We start from the raw sequence: 16,001 nt of genomic DNA on the forward strand, positions 1-16,001 counted from the left end.
TCCCACAGGAGCTCCCATGCCTGCTTCCCGCGTCCGCCTGCACGTTGAAGACACCGGTGGCGACGGCCGCCCGGTCATTCTGATTCACGGTTGGCCGCTGTCCGCCGACGCATGGAAGACGCAGGTGTCGATCCTGCGCGACGCCCAACACCGGGTGATCAGCTACGACCGGCGTGGCTTCGGCCGTTCTGACAAGCCGGCAGAAGGTTACGACTACGACACGCTGGCGGCGGATCTGGCCGGGGTGATCGAGGAACGTGACCTGCGCGACGTCACCTTGGTCGGCTTCTCGATGGGCGGTGGCGAGGTAGCGCGTTACGTGGCCAACCATGGCCAGGAACGCCTGCACAGTGTGGTGTTTGCAGCAGCGGTACCGCCGTTCCTGCTACGCAGCGACGACAACCCGGACGGCCCGCTGACCCAGGACAAGGCTGACGAAATGCGCAGTGGTCTGGAGAAAGATCGCGAGGCGTTCTTCGATGGCTTCACCCGCGATTTCTTCAGCGCCAACGGCCAGTTGATGGTGACCGAAGAGACGCGTCAGGCGGCCATCGCGCTGTGCCATCAATCCGACCAGACGGCGGCGCTGGGTTGCATGCACGCGTTCGCGACTACCGACTTCCGCGACGATCTGAAGAAGATCACGGTGCCAACCCTGATCCTGCACGGCGACAGCGACGCCATCGTGCCGTTCGAAGGTTCCGGGCAGCGAACGCATCAGGCGATTGCGGGCAGCGAGGTGGTGATCCTGGAAGGTGCGCCGCATGGCTGCAACACGAGCCACGCCGATCACTTCAATCTGGCGCTGCTGAACTTCCTGAAGCGGTAAGCTGCGGCCATGCGTGAGCCGAAGACACCCCCGTGGAAGAAGCCCAATCCCAAGGGCCAGGTCTCGCAGCCGCTGTCACCTGCGCAGAAAGAGGCGGCGCGGCAGCGTGCGGAAGAGAACGGGCGGCGCTACCCGAACCTGGTCGACAACATGTGGGCCGCGAAGCTGCCGCGGGGATCCTGACCTGTAGAGCCGAGCCATGCTCGGCTCCGCACTGCGTCCATCCACGCATGGCGTGGATCTACTGCAACAGCGGCCTGGCCTGGGCCCGGTGCTGCGTGTAGTGCAGAGCCATGCTGGCTTGCGCGCTCGGCTCTACCGTTCGGCCAGCGGCTTCCAGCAGGGTTCCCGCCAGGGTGAGATCTCGCTCTGGCGGACGGTGATTGCCTCCGTCGGCAGCCCAGCCAGGCGCGCAAGCTCCGCACGCATCACGTCGCCGTCCACAGGCACGGGCGTAGCCACCTCCAGCCGATCACCCTGATGCCTCACCTGCACCGGAAGCGTGGCGTGCGCGTCATGCTCGCCGCCGGTGCGTCCGATCGGGTAGCGCATCGCTACCGGCCGCGACAGCTGCGCCAGTGCGGGCTGCCACGCCTGCAGCACGAGAGGCTGCTCGGCAGCGGGAACATGTACTTCTGCAATCGTGGCCGGGTAGCCAGTGAGGCTCTCGACCATGACCTGGAAGCGCGCGCCATCCGGCATGACCAGCACGGTGGCGATCAATGCGGAGAACGAGACGAACACCGTCGCGAGGTTCCAGCTGCGCGGCGCGGTGGCCGGGCGCGTTGCGGTGCGCAGGCCCGGTCTGCGCCGCAGCTTGCGCGCATGGATGCGCCGGTCCTTCCGGCGCGGGCTGGTGCTGTGCTCGGGCAGGTTCAAGGGCACCCGTGGAAGGCGCGCCACGCGGGCCTTGATCAGGCGCGACAGCAGCATCCACGCGATCACGAATGCCAGCAGCGGAAGCAGCGTTCTCACCCACAGATACAGCGTGACCATCCACAACACCTCTACATACGACCATCCATGCTCATCCACATCCTACCGGGACCACGCGACGGTTGTCGTATCCGCCAGCCGACAAGCACAGGGCGCTTGGTTAGGATGGTCCTTTGTTGTCACGGATGAACCGATGGTCTCTACCGCTACCCGCTTCTGTCGTATCTGTGGTCCTGGCCCGATCCTGCTGGCACTGCAGGTGGTGGCGCTGCTGGCGGTAGCCCTTGCAGCCGGCTTCTTCCACTACCGCGTGGGACTGCTGCTGGAGCCGGTGGATGACGCATGCGGTGGGCCTGACCCTGTCGCGCGCATGCAGGTGGCCGAACAGCTGCTGGCGCGGTCCACTGCGCTTGCACCATGGCAACCGTTGCAGTGGATTCCGATGGCAGGCGTGGCACTGGCTCTGCTGGGTGCGATGTCGATCAGCGTCTACCGGCTGGGGCGCCTGTCGGGACGCCTGCGACGCGCCAACTGGGGATTGATGGCGCTGCATGCCGCGATCCTGGCGCTGGCCGCCAGGGCACTGCATCTGTACGACATGGCATGGACCAGCGTGGCCAAGCTTTCCCCAACGACATGCCTGGTGGAACTGGGCGAACAGGGCCGGCTGCCGCTGGCACAGGCGCAGCAGGTGGTGTTCGAGATCCTCACCCATGAGCATGCGCCGCTGCTGCGCAATCCCGATGACCTTGCCCTGGTGCTGGTCGCGTTGATGCTGGTGGCAATGGCTGCAGGATTCATGCTGTGGCGGGCAATCGTGCGCGAACGTCAGGTGCAGTCGCACAGCGCATAACGGATGTGTGACCAACCACGCGCCCGCAATCGCGCTACAGTCTGCGCTTCGCTCCTGCAAGGATGTGCTGATGCGTTGGTTGCTGCGTGCTGTGCCGTTGCTGCTGTGTTCGTTGGCGGTACACGCCGCTGAAGTGGATCGCCGGATCGCGGTGACCATCGACGACCTGCCCTGGGCGCGGGTGGACGAGATCGTTCCGCCGGATCTTCAGTCGCGGCACGAAGCGCTGATGGCGCAGCTGCATCAGGCAGACGTGCCGGTGGTCGGCTTCGTCAACGAGAACAAGCTTGAGATCGATGGGCAGGTGCAGCCGGCGCGGGTGAAGATGTTGCGCGACTGGCTGGACGCCGGCTATGTGCTGGGCAACCACACCTACTCGCACATGGACCTGAACGCCAAGGGCGTGCCTGCGTTCCAGCAGGATTTCCTGCGTGGCGAGGCGGTGCTGCGGCCGTTGCTGGCCGAGCGCGGGCTGAAGCCGCAGTGGATGCGTCACCCCTATCTGCGTGCCGGGCGCACGCCGGAAGAACGCGCGGAGATGGACGTGTTCTTCAAGCAGCATGGCTACCGCGTGGCACCGGTGACGGTCGACAACGGCGAGTGGGTGTGGGCGTTCGCCTATGCCAACGTGATGAACGAGCAGCCGGATTCCCCGGCGCGCGAGGCGACGCTGGCGCAGCTGCGCAAGGGCTATGTGCCGTACATGCTGAACAAGCTGGACTACTACGAGAAGCAGTCCCAGGCGCTGCTGGGCTACGCGCTGCCGCAGGTCTGGCTGATGCATGCGAACGAACTCAATGCAGCCACGTTCGCCGAACTGGTGGCGGCGACGAAGCGCCGCGGTTATCGCTTCATTTCATTGGATGAGGCGATGCGTGATCCGGCCTATGCACGTGGTGCCGAGGGCTACAGCGGTCGCTACGGCCCGAGCTGGCTGCATCGCTGGGCGATGGCGGAGAAGAAACCGAAGGACTTCTACGCCGGTGAACCGGAAGTGCCGTCGTGGGTGATGAAGCTGGCGAAGGTGGATTCGGAATGAGGCTCAGCGCTTGACGGCCAGCACACCGTCAAGCGCCAGTTCGGCCTTGAAGCCAGCCTTTTCCAGGCGCTTGGCCACTTCGCGCGGCACGTCGCGGCCGCTGGTCAGCTTGTTCGGCGCGCCGGTGTAATGGAACAGCCGGCCGCCCTTGCGGATGACGCGGGCAAGGTGGTCGTAGAACACCTGCGAGTACAGTTCGCCGGCGATGCCGAAGCGCGGCGGGTCGTGCAGGATCGCGTCGACGCTGCTGCTGGCCACCTGTTCGATCTGCTGCGAGACATCGCCGTGGCTGAACTGCAGGCGGCCACCGGCCGCAGCCGATTCCGGATCCGGTGACCACGGGTTGAGCGTGCGCAGCCACATCACGTCGGCGTTCTTCTCGAACGAGCGGATCTGGCCGACACCGGCCTCCAGCGCGCAGGCGGCGAAGTAACCCAGGCCACCGCAGGTATCGAGGATGACCTTGCCGGCCGGGGCGACCAGCTCGACCTTGCGGCGCGCGTCCTCGAACGGTGACAGCTTGGAGGTCGGCAGCATCTTGATGCCGTCGATCTCGAAGGTTGGTGCGCCCCATTCGGTCGGCACCAGCTTGATCAGCGAACCGCTGTAGCGCGAGATTGGCGCGAAGTCCTCGCCGTCCCAGTAGTACAGCGTGCGGTCCTTCAGCTTGCCCGGCCAAGGGAAGAGCTGGCCACGGAAGTGGAAGCCGTCGGCATCCAGCGCCACGTTGTCCTCGCTGCGGCCGAGGTCGAGCGAACCCTGCCAGTCGGCAGCGCCCTTGTCATGGGCACGGTGCAGGGTGTCGGCGCTGTCGCGGGTCAGCAGGGGGCCGGTGTAGTGGGGCACGGCGGGTACCGGGGCGGTTTGGGGGAGGGCATGGTACCGCAGCTTCTACCGGGGCCCGGGGGGCTGCTGCAGTAGATCCACGCCATGCGTGGATGAAGACGGCAGCGGCCGAGCATCGGCTCGGCGCTACCGCTGGCGGGTGCAGCTGAAACCGTGCGTGGTTCCTTCCCCCGAGAGCATGCCGACGCCACGCGAGGGCTGCATGCCCTGCAGCGCGCACGATCGACGGTGGACCTCCTGGGTTTCCGGTGGCTGCCGATCAAAGTCGTAGCGCAGGCTGCCGTCTTCCTGCAGCAGCCAATGCACGGTAACGCGCTCGTGGCGACCATCACCGAGATCCCAGTCCAGGGTGCGCATGATCAGGGTCTGGCCATCGGGCAGCTGCCGGACTTCGTCATAGGCACCCTGGGTCTTCGGCGCGCTTACTGCAAGCAGCAGAAACAGCAGCATTGGCATCGCTCCTCAAAGAAGACAGGATGCGCCCATATTGCCCTGAGTCGCCATCAGAATCATTGCGTCTTACGGGCACTTCACCGCATACACCGGCCCAGCACCGATCAGCATCAACGCCATGTAGTCACTATCGCTGGCCTTGCCCTTCAACGTCGCGTCCTTGTTGAAGTGGAAGATGCCGAAGCCGCCGGCCATGCGGATCAGCGCGCTGTCGATCTGCTCGGCGTCATCGCGGAAGTAGCGGCTGATCTCGCTGCGGGTGGCCTTGTGCAGGGCATTCGGCTCGCGCTGCCACTGGTCGCCGCGGCTGAAGGAGACGAAGTACTGGCCGCCTTCCCTGTCGATGCGGAAGTCGGCCGGTTTCCGCACGCCGGTGGCGAAGCAGCCCTGCAACGGATCGGCGCTGAAAGGAAGCCCGGCATCACCACTGCAGGCGGTGAGCAGCAGGAGAGCACCGGGCAGCAGCAGGCGGAGCGTGCGCATGGGATGTCCCTACAAGGCAGGTGCGGCTAGTGTAGGCAGCATGCGGGCACGGCCCGTACAGAAATTCGGCAAGAACACAGGGGTTTTCGGATGGCGCAGGGCAAGGCACCGTGGTGCGGCGTGGCCAGTTGGCTGGGGATCGCTGTGGGTTGGGGCGCCGGTACATTGGCTGCGCAGGCGGCGGTGGCCGCGGGCGGCAATGGCATGGCTGCGGGATTGGGCGTGGGTGTGCTGGGCGCGGCGCTGGTGGGCTGCGGCTTGGCGGTGGCCTCGCGCGTGCGTGGTGAGCGCTGGCCGTGGATCGGTATTGGCGGTGCGGTGCTGAGCGCGCTGCCGCTGCTGATGTACCTGCTGCGGATGATGTTGAAGCTCTAGCGGTAGTGCCGGCCGCTGGCCGGCAACGCTGGATTGTTTCCGGAGCCCATGAGGTTGCCGGCCAGCGGCCGGCACTACCGGATGGGGGTCAGGCGCTGCGGTGGATCTCCACCGTCACATGCACCAGCTCTTCATGGATCGCCAGTGCGTTGCGCACGGTATCGGCATCCAGACGGGCGTCGCTGGTGACCACGCTGGCGCTGACCGCGTACTTGCCGCGGCCCACCTGCCAGACGTGCAGGTCGGCCAGGCGCGCCGGCCACGGGCCCTGTTCGATCACCTCGCGCACTTCGGCCACCACCGGTGCGTCCATCTGCGCGTCCAGCAGGATGCGGCCGCTGTCGCGCAGCAGGCCCACCGCCCACACCGTGACCAGCACGGCGCCGACCAGACCCATCACCGGGTCCAGCCAGGTCAGGCCCAGCAGCTTGCCGCCGAGCAGGGCGACGATGGCCAGCACCGAAGTGGCAGCGTCGGCCAGCACGTGCACGTAGGCCGAGCGCAGATTGAGGTCGTGACCGTGCGCGTGGCCGTGATCGTGGTCATGGTTATGCCCGTGATGATGGCCATGCTCGTGCCCGTGGTGGTGATGCGCGTGGCCCGGGCTGTCGTGCAGCCACCATGCGCAGAGCAGGTTCACGCCCAGGCCCACCGCAGCGATGGCGATGGCTTCGTTGTAGTGGATCGGTGCCGGTACCCACAGCCGCTGCAGTGACTGCACGGCCATCAGCGCGGCGACGCCAAGCAGGGCGATGGCGCTGGTATAGCCAGCCAGGATCTCGATCTTCCAGGTGCCGAAGGCGAAGCGCGGGTCGTGCGCGTAGCGGCGCGCGCAGCGGTAGGCGAACACCGCAAGGCCCAGCGCCAGCGCGTGCGAACTCATGTGCCAACCATCGGCGAGCACGGCCATGGAGTTGAACCACCAGCCGCCGACGATCTCCACCAGCATCATGCCGACGGTGAGCCACAGGGCGCGGCGGGTATTGCGTTCGGCCAGCGGGTTGCCGTCGTCGAAGCGGTGTTCGTGGCGACGGGCGGCGGCGAGGGCGTCCAGATGCATGGGAAGACCATGGGGTGGAAGGATACCCCCATAGGGTATACGATCCCGCCATGGCCCATGTACACAAGAATCGAAAGCAGCTGCTGACCCGCGTTCGCCGTATCGGCGGCCAGGTGGCGGCGTTGGAGCAGGCGCTGGACAAGCCCGAGGGCGAGGCGGGTGACTGCGCGGACGTGCTGGTGCAGGTCGCCGCCGTGCGCGGTGCCGCCCACAGCCTGCTGATGGAGCTGCTGCACGAGCACCTGCAGGAACACGTGGTCGGCGCCGAAGACCCGCAGCAGCGGGCGGCCGAGGCCGAAGTGCTGGTGGAGCTGCTGCGCCGCTACGGCAAATAGGCCGAGGGGCGGTAGAGTCGACTGTTAGTCGACTGCTCTTCGTACAACCAACGAAAAACCCCGCGCTTCGCGCGGTAGTCGACTAACTGTGTAAACCCACTACGTTGTTCAGCGGCACTCTGGAGATAGGTGGCTGGCCGCCGATCGCCATATGGGGACGGTGCCAGTTGTAGTGGTGCAGCCATTGGCTCAACACGGAATTGCGCTGGTCCGAGGATGCGTACTCGCAGGCGTAAGCCCACTCGCGCAGGCTGGTCTGGATGAAGCGCTCGGCTTTGCCATTGGTCCGCGGCGTGTAGGGCTTGGTTCTGATGTGCTTGATCCCAAGGGATTTGAGCAGCTTGGCAAAGGCGGTGGAGCGATAGCAGGCACCGTTGTCGGTCAGGATCCGCTTGAAGGTGATTCCCAGGCTGGCGTAGTACTCCAGAGCGCCCAGCAACGCCTGGCAGGCGGTTTCGCCCTGTTCGTTGGGGTGGACGCTGCTGAAGGCGACCCGGGAGTGATCGTCAATGGCCACGTGGACGTAGCCCCAGCCACCGCCAGCGGTATTTCCCCGGCGTTTGGCATCGGTTCTGTGCCCTGGCCGCTGGAAGTTGCCCAGCTTCTTGATGTCCAGGTGCAGCAGCCCTCCGGGCTGATCGTATTCGTATCGGATGACCTCCTTGGGCGGATCAAGCCGACACAGCCGATTGAGGCCGTGGGCGCGCATCAGCCTTGAAATCGTACTGTGGCCGACCCCCAGCGCCTTGGAGATGGTCAGGTAGGTCTGCCGCTTACGGCGATGCTCCTTGATCTGCTCGACTACCGGAGCAGGTGTGGCATGCGGCGTCTGGTGAGGCCGTGAGCTGCGGTTTTCCAGCCCCGGTGCCCCGAACTGGCGGAATCGGGCCAGCCACTTGTAGGCCGTACGCACACTTACGCCACACGCTTGAGCTGCTTCTTCCGGGCGTAAGCCCTCGTGGAGGATACGGTGGACCAGAAGCGCTCGACTAAACGTCGTCAAACGGGCATTTTTATGATTGTTCATCCGGGCTCTTTGGGGGCTGGAACGGTGTGGTAACCACCATTTTCCAAAGATGCCCCGGATGAACAACGTACAGAGAGATCACAACTAACAGTCGACTCTACCCCGCGTGCCGGTGCCGCGCGTTCCAGATATGCGTTGCGGCCAGCAGCAGGCTGCCGGTGACGGTCATCGGTGTTTCCCAGTCATGCGAGGGAAGGGCCAGCGCGCCGGCCAGCAACAGGCCCAGACCGGCACCGGCGGTGGCCCAGGCCAGCACGGGCAGCGGGTGACGGCGCTCGGCCCGCCACAGCGCGTAGCCGGTCAGCGGCAGGGCGATGGCCACGAACAGCAGGTGCACCCACTCCGCTTCGGCCCAGGTGCCGAACAGCGGTAGCGCGGCGGCCAGCAGAGGCAGCGCCAGGCAGTGCAGCAGGCACAGGCTGGACAGGGCGAGCGCGCCGGCATCAAGCAGGGCGGCCGAAGGTGACTTCATCGGGGGAGGTTCCTTGCGCAACAGTTGTTATACAGTAACATTTCCGTTCCGCAGCCAACCCGCTCCGACATGAACACTGTTTCCCGCGCCGACCGTCGCCTTCCGGTCACCGTGCTGTCCGGCTTCCTCGGGGCCGGCAAGACCACCCTGCTCAACCAGATCCTGCGCAACCGTGAGGGCCTGCGCGTGGCGGTCATCGTCAACGACATGAGCGAGGTCAACATCGATGCGCAGCTGGTGCGCGAAGGTGGCGCCGAGCTGCGCCGCACTGAAGAGACGCTGGTGGAATTCAGCAACGGCTGCATCTGCTGCACGCTGCGCGATGATCTCCTGCAGGAAGTGCGGCGCCTGGCCGATGCGGGCCGCTATGACTATCTGCTGATCGAATCGACAGGCATCGGCGAGCCGATGCCGGTGGCGGCCACCTTCGCGGTGCGCGACGAACATGGCTTCAGCCTGAGTGATATCGCGCGGCTGGACACGATGGTGACGGTGGTCGACGGCAGCGCGTTCCTTGCCGACTTCGGCTCGACGTCGCGACTGGCCGAGCGCGGCCAGCAGGCCGGCCCGGAGGATGATCGAGGTGTGGTTGACCTGCTGTGCGAGCAGGTCGAGTTCGCCGACGTGATCGTGGTCAGCAAGGTGGACCAGGTGGATGACGAAGCGTTGCAGGACACGCTGGCCGTGCTGCGTGGCCTGAACCGCGACGCGAAGCTGCTGCTGTCCAGCTTCGGCGATGTGCCGCTGGCCGAGCTGCTGGATACCGGTCGCTTCGACATGGAGCGTGCACAACGTGCGCCGGGTTGGGTGAAGGAACTGCGGGGCGAGCACACGCCGGAAACCGAGGAGTACGGCATCGGCAGCTTTGTCTATCGCTCGCGACGTCCGTTCCACCCCGCGCGATTCGCCCGCGCGCTGCAGTCGGGCATGCCCGGCGTGATCCGCAGCAAAGGCTGGTTCTGGCTGGCCAACAGGATGGACTGGGTGGGCGAGTTGAACACCGTGGGTGCCGCGACGCGGACGCAGGCGGCGGGCTTCTGGTACGCCGCGCGCGATCGCGTGCGTGCGGGCATCGAGGACACCACACCGCTGTTGCCGCCGACACCGCTGCCGTACAGCGACCTCGGATGGGCGCGCCAGCAGGCCGACTGCTGGAGCGCGCCGTTGCCGGGACCGGAGGAATTTCCGGACGCGGCCGCGCATTCGGCAATGCAGCGCCTGTGGCACCCGTTGTGGGGCGATCGGCGCCAGGAACTGGTGGTGATTGGCGTGCACATGGATGAGCGCGCGGTGCGTGCGGAGCTGGATGCCTGCCTGCTCAATGACCAGGAACTGCGTGCGGGGCCGCTGCTGTGGCAGCAGATGCCGCAGGCATTCCCGGTGTGGAAGCGTTGAGCTAACGGTTCCTGTAGATCCACGCCATGCGTGGATGGCGGTTCAACCGGTCTTTGCCCGCCTTGTAGAGCCGAGCCCACGCTCGGCTGGCGGATCATTCCATCCACGCATGGCGTGAATCCACTGCAACTGCAGCCGAGCGTGGGCTCGGCTCTACAGAATCGAACCCACGCGTGGCGTGGATCTACAGCGTCTCGCGCCACTGCCAGCTGTTGGCGGTGACCTGCAACACCCGCGTCGGCCGCAACGCCTGCAGCAGATGCCGGTCGTGGCTGACCATCATCAGTGCACCCGGCCACGCAGCAAGCAGTTCTTCCAACGCCTGCACTGCACTCAGATCCAGCGCATTGCCCGGCTCATCCAGCAGTAACAGCTGGGGTGCGGGATCGGCATACAGCACGCTGGCCAGCGCACCCTTCACCCGCTCGCCATCACTGAGGCTGTGGGCTGCCCGCTGGATGCGTTGTGCGTCCAACCCGAGCAGGGCAAGCCGTGTGCGCAGTTCACCGGTATCGGCCGCCGGGTTGGCGGCCTGCACCGTGTCAAGGATGCTGCGCGCGCCGGACAGCCCCAGCAACTGCTGGTCGAGCAGGGCCAATGGCGCATGCCGTTGCACGGCGCCACTGCGCGCAGGCAACTGGCCGGCCAACACGCGCAGCAGCGTGGACTTGCCACTGCCGTTGTCACCGACCACAGCGATGCGCTGCCCGCGTCGGATCTCAAGCTGCAACGGGAAGCTGCACCCATGCGGAAGCACCAGCGACTCCGCTTGCAGCAGGCGTGAACTGCCGCGTTCGCCTTCACCGGCAAACAGCGCCAGTTCCGGCGCCGCGCGAACCGCTGATGCGGCTGCGCGCAGCTGGTCGGCGCTGGCCTGCAGGCGCTCGGCCTGGATCTGCTGCGACCGACCGTGGCTGGCCTCGGCGCGCTGCTTCTGCCGGCCCAGCAGGATCGGCGCCTGGTTGGCCTGCTTCGCATCGCGGTTGCCGCGTGCCTGGCGTTGCTGCTGCCGTTCGTGCTGCTCACGCGCGCTGCGCTGTTGCTGGCGGTGCTGGGCGCGCGCATGGTCGAGCTGGGCGGCGGCAGCTTCGCGTTCGGCGGCACGCGCGTCGGAGTAGTGCTGCCACGGACCGCCATAGCGATGCAGTCCGCGTACGTCCAGTTCGACGATCTGCTGCATGTGCCCAAGCAGTTCGCGATCGTGGCTGATTGCCAGCAGGCCGCCGCGCCATTGCTGCAGCTGTTCGTACAGCTGCTGCCGATGCCGCACGTCGAGATGGTTGCTGGGTTCGTCCAGAATCAGCCAGTCGGCGTCGCTGGCCCAGGCACCGGACAGCGCCACCTGCATGGCCTGGCCACCGCTGAGGCGTGCGGCGGGCTGGTCGGGGCCGAGGTCGTCGGGAAGCTGCAGCGCGCGCCATTGCTGTTGCAGGCGTTCGCGCAGATCCCAGCGGTCGCCGACGCGGGCGAAGTCGGCCTCGTCCACGCTGCCGGCTTCGATGCGTTGCAGTGCGGCCAGTTCCGCGCCGACACCGGCCAGTTCACCGACCGTGCCGGCGGGTGGATAGCCGGGCGTCGGCAACAGGAACACGCGGCCACTGCCGCGAACCTGGCCGTTGTCGGGCAGCAGCCGGCCGGCCAGCAGGCGTGCGAGCACGCTCTTGCCAGCGCCATTGGCACCGACCAGGCCGGTGGCGACCGGTTCGAAGGAAAACGACAGGTCGGAAAACAGCGGGCGGCCGTCGGCCAATCGATACGACACGCGATCGAGCGTGAGGGAATGCGGGGTCATGCGACCTCCATGGATGCCGGGTTCTCCCCTGCGCGCAGGGGCGGGAAGAGTCAGGCCGTCTAGTGGGAAGACGGCGGCATCAATGGCGCATTGGTCGCGAGCCTCTTGGAGGAATGAGCGGCCAGTATAGCGGCAGTGGCTGAATGGTCAGGTGTGCGGCCGCCGGGCATGGCCCGGCGCTACCGATGGTCGGGCGGTTCTGTAGAGCCAAGCCGATGCTCGGCTTCCTTTCGCCGCGAGACGCATCCACGCATGGCGTGGATCTACCGCGACGTGGCGTATGCAGTGGAGCTTTCGGGCCTACGGCACGGTTTCCAGGCGTTCGCTGACGAAATCGATGAACACCCGAAGCTTCGGCAACACGTGGCGGCCGGAGGGCCACAGCAGATGGAAGGTGCCGCAGGAATGCACATGCTCGTCCAGCACGGTGACCAGGCGACCGTCGGCCAGCGCATCGCGCACCGAGTGCACCGGCACGAAGGCCAGGCCGATATCGCGCAGTGCGAGCGCTACCCGCGCTTCGATGGTGTTGGCCACCATGTGCACCGGAAGCTCCTGCGGCGTTTCATCGTCGGGCCAGTGGATCGGCCACGGTTCCAGCTTGCCGGTGGTGGGGAAGCGATAGTGCAGCAGCGTGTGCTGCATCAAGCCTGCCGGCGTGCGCGGAACGCCGCAGCGCTGCAGGTAGCCCGGCGAGGCAACGACACGCCGCGGGAATACCCCCAGCCGGCGTGCGTTCATGCGTGAGTCGCTGGGCTCGCCGACGCGCAGCACGGCATCGAAACCTTCCTCGATGACGTCGACCAGCCGATCGCTGAAATCGAGGTCGAGGCGGATATCGGGATAGGCCGCCATGAACTCGGCCATCAGCGGCAGGGTCAGGTCGCCAACCAGCGGCAGGCTGATGCGTAAGGTGCCGCTGGGCGTGGCATGCGGCTGTGCCAACTCGGTGCGGGCGGCATCGCGCTCGTCGAGGATGCGCCGGCAGCGCGCCAGGAACAGCTGGCCCTCGGCGGTGAGGGTGATGCTGCGCGTGCTGCGATGGAACAGGCGCACGCCCAGCGCGTGCTCCAGCCGCGCCACGCACTTGCCCGCAGCCGAGGCGGAAATGCCTTGCAGGCGCCCGGTCTCGACAAAGCTGCGGGTGTCGGCGGCATGCACGAAGGTCTGCAGGTTGGCGAGGTTGTCCAGGACTGACATGGGTGTGCGGGCGGTGAAAGCGGCAGGGTAGGTCGGCGCGACCACTGCGGACGGCTCCGTCATCGCAACACTGTGGTGCGGGGGGAGCGGGGACCGTTGCGGCCTTGCGGTTCCGGCCATCATGCCGATTACGGACTACACGGTCCATGATGCCCGGAGCGGCAACCGGCTTTTTGCGCGGACGCCCGCTGCCTAACGTGGCGGCCTCTCCCCCACGGATCACCGCGATGAATGCTGCTCCTTCCTTCGAACCTGCGCCGACACTGCCTTCGGTGCAGCGGCTGCTGCAGCAGGTCCACCCGCAGCGCCTGGTCGGTGCGGTGGTGCTGGTGCGCGAGCACGGCGCGCTGCGCCATGCCAGCGCCACGGGCCTGGCGGATCGCGAGTCGGCCACGCCGATGCAGCGCGACCAGCTGTTCCGGCTGGCCTCGGTGAGCAAGCCGCTGCTGACCACGGTGATCCTGCGCCTGGTGGCCGAGGGCGTGCTCGACCTCGATGCACCGGTGCAGCGCTGGCTGCCGGACTTCCGCCCGGCGCTGGCCGATGGCAGCACGCCACCCATCAGCCTGCGCCAGCTGCTCAGCCACAGCGGCGGGTTGGGCTATCGCTTCCTGGAGGCCGATGCGGATGGCCCCTACGCACGCGCTGGCGTCAGCGATGGCATGGACGCGAACCCGCTCTCTCTGGCCGACAACGTGCGCCGCATCGCGCAGGCACCGCTGCTGTTCGCGCCGGGCAGCCAGTGGCTGTACTCGTTGGGCGTGGACGTTGCCGGTGCCGTGGCTGAAGCAGCGACCGGTGAATCCCTGCAGGCACTGTTCGAGCGCTTGCTGGCCGCACCCCTGGGCCTGCGTGACACCGCCTTCGCCACCCACGATGCGGCGCGGCTGGCCACGCCGTATGTCACCGACATACCGCAGCCGCACCGCCTGCGCGAAGGCGAGGTGGTCGCTCCGTTCGAGGGTACCGTCGGTATCGAGTACAGCCTCGCGCGCGCTACCGATGCCAGCCGGTTCCCTTCGGCCGGGGCAGGCCTGGTCGGTAGCGCCGATGAAGTGATGGCGGTGCTGGAGGCCTTGCGTGATGTGCAGCGTTCAGGCCTGTTGCCGCCCGCACTGGCAGCGCAGATGGCCAGCCCGCAGGTGGGCGAACAGGGGCCGCCGGAACCGGCCGGCTGGGGTTTCGGTCTGGGCTTTGCGGTGCTGCGCGATGCGGCCGCCAGCGGTACGCCGCAGAGCGCAGGCACATGGCGTTGGGGCGGCGCCTACGGCCACAGCTGGTTCGTCGACCCTGCGCGCGGCCTGAGCGTGGTGGCGCTGACCAACACGCTGTACGAAGGCATGGACGGCGCCTTTGTCGATGAACTGCGCGATGCGGTGTATGCCGATCTGGGGACGGCACGATGAGCGGCCATGCCATCGATGCGGCCAGCCCGGCCGGTGAAGCCACGCGTCTGCCATGGGCCGGCCTGCTGGCACTGGCCGGCGGCGGCTTCATCACCCTGCTGACCGAGACCTTGCCGGCCGGTGTATTGCGGCCGATGGGCGACAGCCTGGGCGTGAGCGATGCGGCGGTGGGGCAGCTGGTGAGCGTGTATGCGCTGGGCTCGGTGATGGCCGCTTTGCCGATGACCGCGCTGACACAGCGCCTGCCACGCCGCCCGCTGTTGCTGGCGGCGATTGCCGGCTTCGTGGTGGTCAATACGCTGACCGCGTTGAGCAGCAGCTATGCGCTGATCCTCGCCGCGCGTTTTCTGGCGGGCGTGAGCGGCGGGCTGCTGTGGTCGCTGGTGGCCGGTTACGCGGCGCGGATGGTGGTGCCGTCGTTGCAGGGCCGGGCCATTGCGGTGGCGATGGTCGGATCGCCGTTGGCGCTGTCACTGGGCGTACCGGCGGGCACGTTGCTGGGCCAGCAGATCGGCTGGCGCTGGGCGTTCGCGCTGATGAGCGTGCTGGGCGTGGGGCTGCTGGCGTATGCGCGTTGGGCACTGCCGGCCTTGCCCGCCGCCGGTGCCGGCCAGCGCACATCGCTGGGCACGGTCTGGCGCATGCCCGGCGTGCGCAGTGCACTGCTGGTGATGGTGCTGTACGTGCTCGCACACAACGTGCTCTACACCTACATCGAACCGCTGGCAGTGGAGGCGGGGGCGGGCCCGTGGCTGGACCGCCTGCTGCTGGCCTTCGGCCTGGCGGCGATTGCCGGCATCGGTATTGCCGGCTGGGGTGTGGACCGCCACCTGCGCACGCTGGTGTGGGCGGCGGTGATCGGTTTCATCCTGCCGGTGCTGGCGCTGCTGCTGTGGCCGGGCGACGCGACCGCGCTGCTGCTGGCGACGACCCTGTGGGGCGTAGCGTTCGGCGCGGTGCCGACCCTGTTCCAGACCGCACTCGCCCGGCGTGCCGGTGCCGCCGCGGACCTGGCGCAGTCGATGCTGGTGACCGGCTGGAACCTGGCCATCGCTGCGGGAGGCGTTGCAGGGGGTGTGCTGCTGCAGGCGGGCGGCCCGAACCAGTTGGGATGGCTGCCGCTGCTGCTGCTGGCGGTGAGCGCGGCATGGCTGTTGGCACGGCCGAAGGCCTGGGCGTAGGCGCAGCCACACGTTACGGAGGTGCCGGCCAGCGGCCGGCACTACCGTGGTCCACGCCATCCACGCATGGCGTGGATCCACCGAGCGCAGCGACCCGCGTTTGCCTTTGCTTTTGCTTTCTTCTGTTTATTCCGTGGTGGGACGCCGCCGCAATGTGTCCGTGGCCGGGTGGGTGGGTTGCGCAGGGGCGTGAGCCGCATGGATGCGGCGACCGAGCTTACATGGACGTACTTGCAGCGCCCCCTGCGCGACCCATCCACCCGGACCCAACTGATGGATTCACCGGGCGCGACCCACCACGAGGGGCTCCGCCGTTCGC

The 16,001-nt window shown here is 67.2% G+C and carries 18 protein-coding genes; 9 read left to right on the forward strand and 9 right to left on the reverse strand.

Annotation, left to right across the window (positions count from 1 at the left end; translation table 11 throughout):
• Positions 1-16 precede the first annotated feature (16 nt).
• Together ACZK29_RS02190 and ACZK29_RS02195 are read left to right on the forward strand one after the other, a co-directional pair.
• Positions 17-829 (forward strand): alpha/beta fold hydrolase, encoded by an 813-nt coding sequence (locus ACZK29_RS02190; protein WP_478446603.1) that lies wholly within the window; start codon positions 17-19, stop codon positions 827-829.
• Between the two features lie 9 nt (positions 830-838).
• Entirely contained in the window at positions 839-1,012 is a 174-nt protein-coding gene (locus ACZK29_RS02195; RefSeq protein ID WP_478446604.1) for a hypothetical protein, read from the forward strand.
• A 132-nt stretch (positions 1,013-1,144) separates the two neighbouring features.
• On the opposite strand, the gene ACZK29_RS02200 is transcribed toward ACZK29_RS02195, so the two are convergent.
• Complete coding sequence (locus ACZK29_RS02200; protein ID WP_478446605.1) at positions 1,145-1,825, reverse strand: hypothetical protein; 681 nt, start codon at positions 1,823-1,825, stop codon at positions 1,145-1,147.
• Between the two features lie 133 nt (positions 1,826-1,958).
• Between ACZK29_RS02200 and ACZK29_RS02205 the strand changes: the two genes are divergently transcribed.
• Together ACZK29_RS02205 and ACZK29_RS02210 are read left to right on the forward strand one after the other, a co-directional pair.
• Complete coding sequence (locus ACZK29_RS02205; protein WP_478446606.1) at positions 1,959-2,618, forward strand: hypothetical protein; 660 nt, start codon at positions 1,959-1,961, stop codon at positions 2,616-2,618.
• Between the two features lie 70 nt (positions 2,619-2,688).
• A complete protein-coding gene (locus tag ACZK29_RS02210; RefSeq protein WP_478446607.1) occupies positions 2,689-3,657 on the forward strand; it encodes a polysaccharide deacetylase family protein in 969 nt (322 codons plus the stop codon).
• A 3-nt stretch (positions 3,658-3,660) separates the two neighbouring features.
• Here the strand turns inward: ACZK29_RS02210 and ACZK29_RS02215 are convergent, their stop codons facing one another.
• The 3 genes from ACZK29_RS02215 to ACZK29_RS02225 all read right to left on the reverse strand — a co-directional run bounded on the left by ACZK29_RS02215 (position 3,661) and on the right by ACZK29_RS02225 (position 5,439).
• Entirely contained in the window at positions 3,661-4,503 is an 843-nt protein-coding gene (locus tag ACZK29_RS02215) for a class I SAM-dependent methyltransferase (protein WP_099594729.1), read from the reverse strand.
• A gap of 126 nt (positions 4,504-4,629) precedes the next feature.
• Positions 4,630-4,953, reverse strand: coding sequence for a hypothetical protein (locus tag ACZK29_RS02220; protein WP_099485299.1), 324 nt, complete (start codon positions 4,951-4,953; stop codon positions 4,630-4,632).
• 69 nt (positions 4,954-5,022) lie between these two features.
• The gene (locus ACZK29_RS02225; protein WP_164147554.1) at positions 5,023-5,439 is read right to left on the reverse strand and encodes a hypothetical protein; all 417 of its coding nucleotides are present in this window, start codon (positions 5,437-5,439) and stop codon (positions 5,023-5,025) included.
• A 90-nt stretch (positions 5,440-5,529) separates the two neighbouring features.
• Here ACZK29_RS02225 and ACZK29_RS02230 point away from each other — a divergent pair, with 90 nt between their 5' ends.
• Entirely contained in the window at positions 5,530-5,814 is a 285-nt protein-coding gene (locus ACZK29_RS02230; RefSeq protein WP_049436996.1) for a hypothetical protein, read from the forward strand.
• 88 nt (positions 5,815-5,902) lie between these two features.
• Here ACZK29_RS02230 and dmeF read toward each other — a convergent pair whose 3' ends face one another.
• A complete protein-coding gene (dmeF, locus tag ACZK29_RS02235) occupies positions 5,903-6,874 on the reverse strand; it encodes a CDF family Co(II)/Ni(II) efflux transporter DmeF (RefSeq protein ID WP_106550497.1) in 972 nt (323 codons plus the stop codon).
• Positions 6,875-6,924: 50 nt separating this feature from the next.
• Here dmeF and ACZK29_RS02240 point away from each other — a divergent pair, with 50 nt between their 5' ends.
• Entirely contained in the window at positions 6,925-7,209 is a 285-nt protein-coding gene (locus ACZK29_RS02240) for a metal/formaldehyde-sensitive transcriptional repressor (RefSeq protein ID WP_106550496.1), read from the forward strand.
• 82 nt (positions 7,210-7,291) lie between these two features.
• Here the strand turns inward: ACZK29_RS02240 and ACZK29_RS02245 are convergent, their stop codons facing one another.
• Together ACZK29_RS02245 and ACZK29_RS02250 are read right to left on the reverse strand one after the other, a co-directional pair.
• Positions 7,292-8,236, reverse strand: coding sequence for an IS481-like element ISStma3 family transposase (locus tag ACZK29_RS02245; protein WP_111202610.1), 945 nt, complete (start codon positions 8,234-8,236; stop codon positions 7,292-7,294).
• A gap of 97 nt (positions 8,237-8,333) precedes the next feature.
• Positions 8,334-8,708 carry a MerC domain-containing protein gene (locus ACZK29_RS02250; protein WP_106550495.1) on the reverse strand — a complete coding sequence of 125 codons (375 nt, stop codon included), beginning with the start codon at positions 8,706-8,708 and terminating at the stop codon, positions 8,334-8,336.
• 69 nt (positions 8,709-8,777) lie between these two features.
• Here ACZK29_RS02250 and ACZK29_RS02255 point away from each other — a divergent pair, with 69 nt between their 5' ends.
• Positions 8,778-10,103: a GTP-binding protein gene (locus ACZK29_RS02255; protein ID WP_478446608.1), complete on the forward strand. Its 1,326-nt coding sequence runs from the start codon at positions 8,778-8,780 to the stop codon at positions 10,101-10,103.
• Between the two features lie 184 nt (positions 10,104-10,287).
• Here the strand turns inward: ACZK29_RS02255 and ACZK29_RS02260 are convergent, their stop codons facing one another.
• Together ACZK29_RS02260 and ACZK29_RS02265 are read right to left on the reverse strand one after the other, a co-directional pair.
• Entirely contained in the window at positions 10,288-11,895 is a 1,608-nt protein-coding gene (locus tag ACZK29_RS02260) for an ATP-binding cassette domain-containing protein (RefSeq protein WP_478446609.1), read from the reverse strand.
• Between the two features lie 300 nt (positions 11,896-12,195).
• The gene (locus ACZK29_RS02265) at positions 12,196-13,095 is read right to left on the reverse strand and encodes a LysR family transcriptional regulator (protein ID WP_164147549.1); all 900 of its coding nucleotides are present in this window, start codon (positions 13,093-13,095) and stop codon (positions 12,196-12,198) included.
• A gap of 227 nt (positions 13,096-13,322) precedes the next feature.
• Between ACZK29_RS02265 and ACZK29_RS02270 the strand changes: the two genes are divergently transcribed.
• Together ACZK29_RS02270 and ACZK29_RS02275 are read left to right on the forward strand one after the other, a co-directional pair.
• Complete coding sequence (locus ACZK29_RS02270) at positions 13,323-14,501, forward strand: serine hydrolase domain-containing protein (RefSeq protein WP_164147547.1); 1,179 nt, start codon at positions 13,323-13,325, stop codon at positions 14,499-14,501.
• The gene (locus ACZK29_RS02275; RefSeq protein ID WP_111205283.1) at positions 14,498-15,682 is read left to right on the forward strand and encodes an MFS transporter; all 1,185 of its coding nucleotides are present in this window, start codon (positions 14,498-14,500) and stop codon (positions 15,680-15,682) included. Before ACZK29_RS02270 ends, ACZK29_RS02275 begins: the two co-directional genes overlap by 4 nt.
• Positions 15,683-16,001: the final 319 nt, after the last annotated feature.

This window comes from Stenotrophomonas sp. 89682_Sma (assembly GCF_056481405.1).

Coding starts and splice junctions, on each gene's coding strand:
- dmeF (WP_106550497.1), bottom strand. CDS start 6,874: ATGCATCTGGACGCCCTCGCCGCCGCCCGTCGCCACGAACACCGCTTC.
- ACZK29_RS02245 (WP_111202610.1), bottom strand. CDS start 8,236: ATGAACAATCATAAAAATGCCCGTTTGACGACGTTTAGTCGAGCGCTT.
- ACZK29_RS02240 (WP_106550496.1), top strand. CDS start 6,925: ATGGCCCATGTACACAAGAATCGAAAGCAGCTGCTGACCCGCGTTCGC.
- ACZK29_RS02190 (WP_478446603.1), top strand. CDS start 17: ATGCCTGCTTCCCGCGTCCGCCTGCACGTTGAAGACACCGGTGGCGAC.
- ACZK29_RS02275 (WP_111205283.1), top strand. CDS start 14,498: ATGAGCGGCCATGCCATCGATGCGGCCAGCCCGGCCGGTGAAGCCACG.
- ACZK29_RS02210 (WP_478446607.1), top strand. CDS start 2,689: ATGCGTTGGTTGCTGCGTGCTGTGCCGTTGCTGCTGTGTTCGTTGGCG.
- ACZK29_RS02260 (WP_478446609.1), bottom strand. CDS start 11,895: ATGACCCCGCATTCCCTCACGCTCGATCGCGTGTCGTATCGATTGGCC.
- ACZK29_RS02250 (WP_106550495.1), bottom strand. CDS start 8,708: ATGAAGTCACCTTCGGCCGCCCTGCTTGATGCCGGCGCGCTCGCCCTG.
- ACZK29_RS02205 (WP_478446606.1), top strand. CDS start 1,959: ATGGTCTCTACCGCTACCCGCTTCTGTCGTATCTGTGGTCCTGGCCCG.
- ACZK29_RS02195 (WP_478446604.1), top strand. CDS start 839: ATGCGTGAGCCGAAGACACCCCCGTGGAAGAAGCCCAATCCCAAGGGC.
- ACZK29_RS02255 (WP_478446608.1), top strand. CDS start 8,778: ATGAACACTGTTTCCCGCGCCGACCGTCGCCTTCCGGTCACCGTGCTG.
- ACZK29_RS02220 (WP_099485299.1), bottom strand. CDS start 4,953: ATGCTGCTGTTTCTGCTGCTTGCAGTAAGCGCGCCGAAGACCCAGGGT.
- ACZK29_RS02230 (WP_049436996.1), top strand. CDS start 5,530: ATGGCGCAGGGCAAGGCACCGTGGTGCGGCGTGGCCAGTTGGCTGGGG.
- ACZK29_RS02265 (WP_164147549.1), bottom strand. CDS start 13,095: ATGTCAGTCCTGGACAACCTCGCCAACCTGCAGACCTTCGTGCATGCC.
- ACZK29_RS02270 (WP_164147547.1), top strand. CDS start 13,323: ATGAATGCTGCTCCTTCCTTCGAACCTGCGCCGACACTGCCTTCGGTG.
- ACZK29_RS02200 (WP_478446605.1), bottom strand. CDS start 1,825: ATGGTCACGCTGTATCTGTGGGTGAGAACGCTGCTTCCGCTGCTGGCA.
- ACZK29_RS02225 (WP_164147554.1), bottom strand. CDS start 5,439: ATGCGCACGCTCCGCCTGCTGCTGCCCGGTGCTCTCCTGCTGCTCACC.